General features: G+C 49.5%; 7 protein-coding genes and 2 pseudogenes. 6 read left to right on the top strand and 3 right to left on the bottom strand.

All coding sequences use genetic code 11. The features are described from left to right. Positions 1–234: 234 nt before the first annotated feature. From ACKTSG_RS12825 to ACKTSG_RS12815, 3 genes are all read left to right on the top strand, one after another. Positions 235–1,671 (top strand): APC family permease, encoded by a 1,437-nt coding sequence (locus ACKTSG_RS12825; RefSeq protein WP_407895303.1) that lies wholly within the window; start codon positions 235–237, stop codon positions 1,669–1,671. A gap of 216 nt (positions 1,672–1,887) precedes the next feature. After that, positions 1,888–3,231, top strand: a complete 1,344-nt coding sequence (gene gdhA / locus ACKTSG_RS12820) for an NADP-specific glutamate dehydrogenase (protein ID WP_407895301.1) — start codon at positions 1,888–1,890, stop codon at positions 3,229–3,231. A 291-nt stretch (positions 3,232–3,522) separates the two neighbouring features. Next, the gene (locus ACKTSG_RS12815; protein ID WP_054716168.1) at positions 3,523–3,723 is read left to right on the top strand and encodes a cold-shock protein; all 201 of its coding nucleotides are present in this window, start codon (positions 3,523–3,525) and stop codon (positions 3,721–3,723) included. 52 nt (positions 3,724–3,775) lie between these two features. Here the strand turns inward: ACKTSG_RS12815 and ACKTSG_RS12810 are convergent, their stop codons facing one another. After that, a complete protein-coding gene (locus tag ACKTSG_RS12810; protein ID WP_407895299.1) occupies positions 3,776–4,321 on the bottom strand; it encodes a TetR/AcrR family transcriptional regulator in 546 nt (181 codons plus the stop codon). 129 nt (positions 4,322–4,450) lie between these two features. On the opposite strand from ACKTSG_RS12810, the gene ACKTSG_RS12805 reads away from it, so the two are divergent. After that, the gene (locus ACKTSG_RS12805; protein WP_407895297.1) at positions 4,451–5,152 is read left to right on the top strand and encodes an ABC transporter ATP-binding protein; all 702 of its coding nucleotides are present in this window, start codon (positions 4,451–4,453) and stop codon (positions 5,150–5,152) included. Between the two features lie 5 nt (positions 5,153–5,157). Then, positions 5,158–7,761 carry an ABC transporter permease gene (locus ACKTSG_RS12800; protein WP_407895295.1) on the top strand — a complete coding sequence of 868 codons (2,604 nt, stop codon included), beginning with the start codon at positions 5,158–5,160 and terminating at the stop codon, positions 7,759–7,761. A gap of 185 nt (positions 7,762–7,946) precedes the next feature. On the opposite strand, the gene lepB is transcribed toward ACKTSG_RS12800, so the two are convergent. Continuing rightward, entirely contained in the window at positions 7,947–8,522 is a 576-nt protein-coding gene (gene lepB / locus ACKTSG_RS12795; protein WP_407895293.1) for a signal peptidase I, read from the bottom strand. 76 nt (positions 8,523–8,598) lie between these two features. Beyond that, positions 8,599–8,766 (bottom strand): annotated as a pseudogene (locus tag ACKTSG_RS12790) (P-loop NTPase family protein); the annotation flags it as partial. 106 nt (positions 8,767–8,872) lie between these two features. On the opposite strand from ACKTSG_RS12790, the pseudogene ACKTSG_RS12785 reads away from it, so the two are divergent. Continuing rightward, positions 8,873–9,068, top strand: a pseudogene (locus ACKTSG_RS12785) (IS1380 family transposase); the annotation flags it as partial.

Genomic DNA, 9,068 nt, shown 5'->3' with positions numbered 1-9,068 from the left:
CCTCTTTCATGGTTAGGACAACCTCTTTCATGTGAATCCCTCCTAAAGCATTAATAATGCCACAGAGGGTGTGGGTTGGACAAAGTCGGTTACTTCTTACTTAAGACTTTATCGCTGGCGAACGACACAGCCTTTTTTTGCGGCGTGAAAGCAGTTGACATTTGTGGCAATAAATAGAATAATATTGAGAGCGTTTCTCATAATCTCAAGTATTGCTAATTTAGGAGGCCACTAATGCGTCAGCTGTTCACCCGGATGCTTCAAAAAGAAGATCCTAGTGTCTATGAAGATAAAGATTCTCACTTGAAGCGCGTCTTAGGCGTCAAAGATTTCTTGGCGTTAGGCGTCGGGACGATCGTTTCGACGACGATATTTACGCTACCAGGGGTGGTGGCAGCTGACCATGCTGGACCGGCAGTGGCGCTAAGTTGTTTAGGCGCCGCAATCGTCGCTGGCTTAGTGGCTTTTGCATATGCGGAAATGGCTGCAGCGATGCCTTTTGCCGGGTCGGCGTATTCCTGGATCAATGTGGTATTTGGCGAAGTGTTCGGCTGGATCGCCGGCTGGGCGCTATTGGCAGAATATTTCATTGCCGTGGCGTTTGTGGCCTCGGGACTGTCGGCGAATTTCCGCGGCTTGCTGGCCAGTTTTGGGTTGGTCGTGCCCAACGCCTTAGCGAACCCGCTAGGTCATCACGGCGGGGTGATCGACTTGGTGGCCACTTTGGTGATCTTATTAGTGGCATGGCTGTTGTCGCGTGGGGTCAGTGAAGCCGCGCGGGTGGAAAACATTTTAGTCGTGTTGAAAGTCTTGGCGATCTTAGCGTTTATCGCCATTGGCTTAACGGCGATCCATCCAAGTAACTACGTGCCATTTATTCCGGCTTATCACGTCAACGCTGACGGATCGGCGTTTGGTGGGTGGAAAGGGATCTACGCGGGGATGAGTACGATCTTCTTGGCTTATATCGGCTTTGATTCGATCGCCGCCAACTCTGCTGAAGCCAAAGATCCAGAAAAAACCATGCCGCGTGGGATCATCGGCAGCTTGATCGTCGCGGTGATCTTGTTTATGGCTGTATCGTTGGTATTAGTGGGGATGTTCAAATACTCCGCTTATGCTGGCAACGCTGAGCCAGTCGGGTGGGCGTTGCGCCAATCCGGCCACCGGCTGGCAGCAACAGTGATCGAATCTGTGGCGGTGATCGGGATGTTCACGGCCTTGATCGGCATGATGATGGCAGGCAGCCGCTTGTTGTATAGCTTTGGACGCGACGGCATGTTGCCTAAAACATTAGGTAAGCTCACGCCTAAAAAAGGCCAACCCAATCATGCGCTGTTGGCATTAACGGTGATCGGCGTGATCATCGGTGCGTTGTTTCCATTTGATTTCTTGTCCCAACTGATCTCAGCAGGTACGTTGATCGCCTTTATGTTCGTCAGTTTGGGAATCTATCGCTTGCGGCCTCGCGAAGGCAAAGATATCGCCGATCCGGCGTTTAAAATGCCTTGGTATCCGGTGATGCCGGCGTTGGCTTTTATCGGGGCGTTGATCGTCTTTTTAGGGCTGGATATTCAAGCCAAGCTGTATTCTGGGGTGTGGTTTGTGATCGGCGTGATCGTTTATCTCGCTTATGGCATGCATCATTCGGTTTTAGACAAACAAAAGTAAGTTAGCGACAGACAGTCATTGTGCATGGCTGTCTGTTTTCTTATCTCACAACAAATGTATGCGATTGCATCGCTGCAAGACACAAAAAGGTGATACAATAACAAGGAACTATTGGCGATGGCTATCTTTTTTACTATCAAAAACTTATAAGCTCATCGCAATCTCATTTTATGTGATAAGCTATCATGGTATCTTAATCAAGAAAGGTGATCAAATATGACAGAAGCAACTGACTATATCGCAGCAGTGCGCGCTAAGATCCAACAGCGCGACCCGAACCAACCAGAATTCCAAGAAGCCGTGTCTAACTTCTTTAATACCATCACGCCGGTTTTTGAAAAACACCCTGAATATATCAAAGCTAACGTGTTAGCACGGATCACAGAACCTGATCGGGCGATCCAATTTCAAGTGCCGTGGGTCGATGATGCCGGCAACATGCAAGTCAACCGCGGTTTTCGCGTCCAGTTCAATTCTGCCATTGGCCCTTACAAAGGTGGTTTGCGGCTTCACCCTTCCGTCAACTTGTCGATCGTGAAGTTCTTAGGTTTTGAACAGATCTTCAAAAACTCTTTGACTGGTTTGCCGATCGGCGGCGGCAAAGGCGGCTCTGATTTTGATCCCAAAGGCAAATCTGACAATGAGATCATGCGTTTTTGCCAATCCTTCATGATCGAATTACATCGCCATATCGGCTTGGATCTGGATGTGCCCGCTGGCGACATCGGCGTTGGCGGCCGTGAGATCGGCTACTTATATGGTATGTACAAGCGCCTGCATGGGGCTGAACGCGGCATTTTGACTGGTAAAGGCTTAAGCTATGGTGGTTCGTTAGCCCGCACTGAAGCCACTGGCTATGGCTTGTTGTACTACACCAATGCGATGCTTCAAGAAAATGGCCAAGAATTGGCAGGCAAGCGCATTGTGATCTCTGGTGCCGGCAATGTGGCCATTTACGCCACACAAAAGGCTGAACAGTACGGTGCCAAAGTCCTCACCGCATCAGATTCCAATGGTTATGTCTATGATGAAGCCGGTATCGACTTTGAACTGTTGAAGCAGATCAAAGAAGTCGAACGTGCGCGCATCAGCGAATATGCCAAGCGCAAACCTAGCGCCACCTACCATGAAGGCTCGGTATGGGACGCTGACATCAAGTATGATGTGGCGTTACCATGTGCCACGCAAAATGAGATCAACGGGCAACAAGCAGCCAAGTTACGCGCAAACGGCGCCATTGCGGTTGCTGAAGGGGCGAACATGCCATCAACTCCTGAAGCGATCGCTGATTATCAAGCCCACGGCATTTTCTATGGACCAGCCAAAGCCGCCAATGCTGGTGGCGTTGCGGTTTCCGCTTTGGAAATGGGGCAAAACTCCCGCCGCGCCTCTGACAGCTTCGACACTGTTGATGGCGAGTTAAAGACCATCATGGAAACCTTGTTTGCCAATTCTGTGGCGGCCGCCAAAGAATATGGCGTTGAAGGTGACTACTTAGCCGGCGCCAACATCGCTGGTTTCACCAAAGTGGCTGATGCCATGACTGCGCAAGGTTGGTAATTTCTTCAAACTGAAACATAAGCGGTGATATCGGCGCTTTGAAGGGACATTCGGTGAGCAATGTCGCTTTCAAGGCGCTTTTTATTGGGATAAAAGCCGATCATGGCAGCGCTTTTGTCGAAAGATGTTTGATCATCATTGCAAAAGATTAGGCGGATGGCGGATTTTGTGGTATACTAGGTTCAAGTAATTAACAGAAGCGAGAATTATTGTGTCATGCATGATGAATTTTCCTTTCGAGATTACCGTTGTTTGTCACTGTATTAAGGTTTATAAAGGAGATTCATTCATATGCAACAAGGCACAGTAAAATGGTTTAACGCAGACAAAGGTTACGGCTTCATCACAGGCCAAGATGGCCAAGACGTATTTGTACACTTCTCCGCTATCCAAGGCGACGGTTACAAGACTCTTGACGAAGGCCAAGCTGTTTCCTACGATATCGAACAATCCGATCGTGGGCCTCAGGCTGCTAACGTTAACAAGCTGTAATTTATAGCTTTTAACTGAAAAAACCGCTTTGACATTCGTCAAGGCGGTTTTTTTATTGCCCAAATTCAGAAACATTGTCAATGATCACGGCGATCTGTTGCGGCGATTCTTTGGCGCCGTTGGCCAGCCACTGCGAGATCACTGAGATCGCGCCGCTGTAGTAGAACTCAAAATAATAATTCAACACTGCCGCATCACGCGTATCAAAGCGATCTTGGTAGCGTTTCAAGGTTTGTGCGCGCATCGGCTGTAAGATCGTTTGTAGCACTTTGCTGTGTTGTAAGTTCGCCAAAATAATGGCGGAGGCGCTGTCTTGTTGTTGGATCACCGTCAACACTTGGGGCAACCAGCTCAGCGTTGGCGAGGTTGCGTCGATCAACGGCGTCACTTGGCAAGTGAGGTCTTCTTCGATCGCCGCAAACAATGTGGCTGGATTGTCATAATGGGCATAAAAGGTCCCGCGATTGACATCTGCTGTTTGGCAAATGGCGGTGACCGTGATGTTGGCTAAGCTGTGATCTGCAAGCAAAGTCAGCAAGGCATCTTTGAGTTGAGTGCGCGTTTGTTGCACGCGCCGGTTATTTTTGATTCCGACCATAAGCATCCTTCCAACACTTTTTCAAAATATGTGCATTTAATAACGTTGTGACGATTATTTGTGGTTGAGCTCATTTTCTCACAGCGCGATAATAAGCACAATGACGAAACAAGAAAGGGCGAACGCAACGTGGCATATATCGAAGTCAAACATGAATTTAAAACCTATCAAATGGGCGAAACCAAAATCGACGCCAATCACGATCTGAGTTTTGAGTGTGAACAAGGCCAGCTAACAGTGATCTTAGGACCTTCTGGTGCCGGCAAGTCCACGGTATTGAACATTTTAGGCGGGATGGACACGCCCACTAGTGGGGAAGTGTTGATCGATGGGGTCGATATTGCCAACTTTTCTGATAAGCAACTGACTGAATATCGCCGCCATAGCGTCGGGTTCGTGTTTCAGTTTTACAACTTGGTGCCGAATTTGACCACCAAAGAAAATGTCGAATTAGCCAACTCGATCGTCGACGATGCCTTAGATGCTGAAGAAACTTTGGTCAAAGTCGGCTTAGGGGCCCGCTTGGATAACTTCCCGTCACAACTTTCTGGTGGGGAACAACAGCGCGTCGCCATTGCCCGCGCGTTAGCCAAGAACCCCAAGTTGTTGTTGTGCGATGAACCCACTGGCGCTTTGGATTATGAAACCGGCAAACAAGTGCTGCAACTGCTTCAAGATGCGTCGCGTAAAGCCAACAAAACCGTGTTGATCATCACCCACAATGCGGCTTTGGCCAAAATGGCTGATCGGGTGATCCATATCAATGATGCCAAAGTGCGCTCGGTGGAAGACAATGCCCATCCGACACCAGTCGCAAAGATCGAGTGGTGAGCGCCATGAAACCAATGACCAAGAATCTTTGGCGGGAGATCCGCGCTTCACGCGGCCGCTTTATTGCGATCATTTTGATCATTTTTATGGGGTGTTTGATCTTTGTCGGCGTGCGCGCCGCGGGACCTGGGCTCAATGAGTCCTTGACCACCACCGTGCAAAAAGCCAAACTCAGCGATGTGCAACTGATGAGCACCACTGGCTTTACGCCAAGTGATATCAAAGCTGCTGAAAAAGTCGCTGGCGCCCAAGCCGAAGCCACCAAGTTCACCTATGCCACTGGCGGCCGCAACGCCTTAGCAGTGGCGTTATATGGTTTTGATCGAAAAGCTCAGTTGAACCAGTTGACGGTGACGGCTGGGCATTTGCCTCAGTCGGCGACGCAAGTGGTATTGGATAAACGCGCTAAAACTGAGTACAACTACAAATTAGGGCAACACTTCACTTTTGGCAACACCAGTGCGTTAAAGCGGCGCACTTACACCATTGTGGGGTTTGCTGATTCGCCGCAATATATCGATAACGGCTTGCGCGGAGCCGCCAATGTTGGCGATGGCACCGTGAGATTCTTTGCTTATGTGCCGCAAAGTCAACTGACGATTCCAGCCAGCTTGTTGTCCGTGCGCTTTAAAGGCATCCAAGGTCACAATACTTATGCCAGCCGCTACAAAAAAGCCCGTGACCACAAGCAAAAAGCACTTAAAGCCATTTTTAACAAGCGAGCGACAACGCGCAGCGACGCTTTATATCAACAAGCTTTAGCCAAAATCGCGCCAGAATCAGCCAAGTTGGCGGCTGCCACTCAGCAGTTGACTCAAGCGCAAGCGCAAGTCAAACAAGCCAGTGGTGGGCAAGTCACCACCACCCCAGCGATCGATCAACAACTCGCGCAGCTCAAAACCGCGCAAGCCAAACTCGATGCCGCCAAGCAAACGGCTAAAAAACAAACCAAAACCACTTATACTTACCAAGACCGCTCGGATCTGCCAGGATTTTCCGCATATGGCGAATCCAGCGAACGGATCGCTGCCATCGCCAATGTCTTTCCGGTGTTCTTCTTTTTGATCGCAGCGTTGATCACGTTTACCACGATCACGCGCATGGTGGAAGAAGCGCGCGGGCAGATCGGGACGTTTAAAGCATTAGGCTATGGCAAATGGGCCATCGCTAAAAACTACTTAGAATATGCTTTGATTGCCGCGATCGTTGGTGGGGTATTTGGATTGTTGTTTGGCAATGAAACCTTGCCGCGGTTTATTTTGGCCTTGTATGGGCAAACCATCCCGATGATCGCCACTGTCCGCTTGCAATGGGGCTCTTCAGCGTTGGCGTTAGCCTTTTCGTTGGTGGCAACCGTTGGGGCAGCCGCCATTGTGGTGCGCCGCGAGTTACAAGAAGGCCCAGCAGCGTTGATGTTGCCTAAAGCGCCTAAATCTGCCAAGCGCATTTTGCTCGAGCGCATCACGCCATTATGGTCGCGTTTGAACTTCAATCAAAAAGTCTCTTATCGCAACTTATTCCGCTATAAAAGTCGCATGGTGATGTCGATCATCGGCATTGCTGGCGGCTGTGCATTGATCTTGACTGGATTTGGGATCAGAGATTCGATCATCGCCAGTGGCACGCGGCAATATGGCGATATCGTCAAGTATCAAGCTGTGGTATCGCTGAAAGGCTCAGCTGCCAAAGCCCAAGCAGTATTAGCCGATGATGCCAAGTATCAAAGCAGTACCAAAGTGATGGCTGACACCGCCAAAGTGCGCTTTGGGGATGAAAGTGTGGCCTCAGTCAACGTCTTCACCCCAAAAACCGATGATTTTGCGCACTACATCCACTTAAGCACGCCTAAAGGCCAACCTATTAAGCTTCCCCAACAAGGTGCTGTGATCTCGCAAAAAACCGCGACATTGCTCGGCGCCAAAGTTGGCGATCATGTGGCGGTCACCTTAACGGGTGGCAAGCGCGTGTCGCTGAAGATTGCCGCGATCACGCGCAACTATATCGGCGACTACTTGTACTTAAGTGCCGCCGCTTATCAACAAGCATGGCAGAAAACCGCCAAAAGCAATGCCTTATTGGTGCGCTTAAAGGCGCAAAGTGATCACCAGCGTAACACCTTGGCGCATCGCTTGTTGCAATCTGAGGCAGTGTTAGGCACCAGTTTTGTGGCCGATCAAAAGACGTCGATCGACAACATGTCCAGCACCTTAAATCCAGTGGTAATGATCTTTATTGTGATGTCTGGGTTATTGTCATTTGTGGTGATGTATAATTTGACCAATATCAACGTCTCAGAGCGCATCCGTGAGTTGTCGACAGTGAAAGTGTTAGGCTTTTATGATCGCGAAGTCACGATGTATGTGTCGCGGGAAAATATCGTTTTGACCGCTATTGGCATCGTGTTTGGCTATGGCGTCGGCAATGCGTTGACGTGGTACATTTTGCGCCAAGCCACCACGGCGCAAGTGATGTTCCCGTTGACCATCCACTGGCCAGGGTATGTCGCCGCTGCAGTGTTGATGGCAGTGTTTACCGGCGTGGTGATTTTAGTCACCCACAAACGCTTGCAACATGTGGATATGGTATCTGCGTTAAAAGCCACCGAATAAAAACATCAGCGGCTGAGCCACAAAGCGGTCAAAGCACCGAGTAGAAGAGGCCTGCCGAGTAAATCCCGAACTTAGGATTTGCTTGGCAGGCCTCTTCTGCGCAAATGCGTTGCTTTTTGGCTCGGACGTCTCTGTAATAATCGTGGCTATTTCGTGAACTTTAATGATGTCTTGGTTACGGTTTTTTAAAAACGCTGCATTTGATCGATCGGCCAATAGCGCCATACCACCACTGATTGCACGGCAGCTTTGGAAACAAAGCCAAAGCCGCGGCTATCAAATGAAACCAAGCGGTTATCCCCCATGACAAAGTAATGCCCTGCTGGGACTTTAGTGGTTTGGGTGGTTTTTAACGTCGCCAAAGAAAAATCTGCAGTGAAGTTTTTGGTGGGACGTTTGGTTTGAAAGCGCGCCAGCTCTTTTTGCGCAAAGGCGGCATTGAGGTAAGGCTCATGGACGCGTTGGCCATTGAGCCACAGCTGATCGCCTTGGACTTTGATCGTGTCGCCTGGCAAGCCGATCACCCGTTTGATGAATAACGCGTGTGGTGGCACTGGTTCAGTCAACACGATGATATCAAAGCGTTTCGGCTGGCGGTGTTTGATCGCCACCAAGCGCTGGTTGGATTGCAAGGTCGGTTGCATCGAGTTGCCATCGACAATGGTATTGGTGATGAAATAGCGCGTGGTTGCAAACACGGCGGCAAATACCACCACCAGTATCAGCAACCAGCGCCAAGTGGAGCGATCATGCGACGCCATAGGCCACCTGCTTTCCGACTTGCGCCAAAAGTAAAAATGCATTCGCTTTCAAGAATACCACGTCATGGGCCATTAGTCACGCATGGTTCAATGTGATCACTTTGGTAGCGACTCGCTTAACAAAGGCTTGGTCATGTTCCACAAACAAGAGCGTCGGCTTGGCGGCCAAAATGCTTTGGGCCAGCTGATCTTGGTTGAACAAGTCCAAATAATTCAGCGGTTCATCCCACACATATAACCTGGATTATTCATAGAATTTCAAAAAAGCAGCGCAATCCCATGATTCACACGGGACTGCGCTGCTTTGGTGTTTCACCCATTGGGTGCGCCTATATGCTAAGGTTGAGTCGATGAAAACCATCACGAAAGCGAGGCTTCACACCATCTCAACTTTAACCAGCTTATCCCTGCAATGCAATACCAATGTGACTATGACCGCCGACGGCGGTCAACTTTCAAATGACGCCGGGCTCGTTTTGTTCCAAGAGTTTCTTCATCGTATCAACTTTAGGCAACTTGCCAATCAGTGCCTCAAGTTACCAGACC

The sequence above is a fragment of the Lacticaseibacillus salsurae genome (genome assembly GCF_045862175.1).
Classification (GTDB): domain Bacteria; phylum Bacillota; class Bacilli; order Lactobacillales; family Lactobacillaceae; genus Lacticaseibacillus; species Lacticaseibacillus salsurae.
The sequence above is the reverse complement of the archived record's forward strand: the minus strand, read 5'-3'. Positions and strand labels throughout refer to the sequence as shown.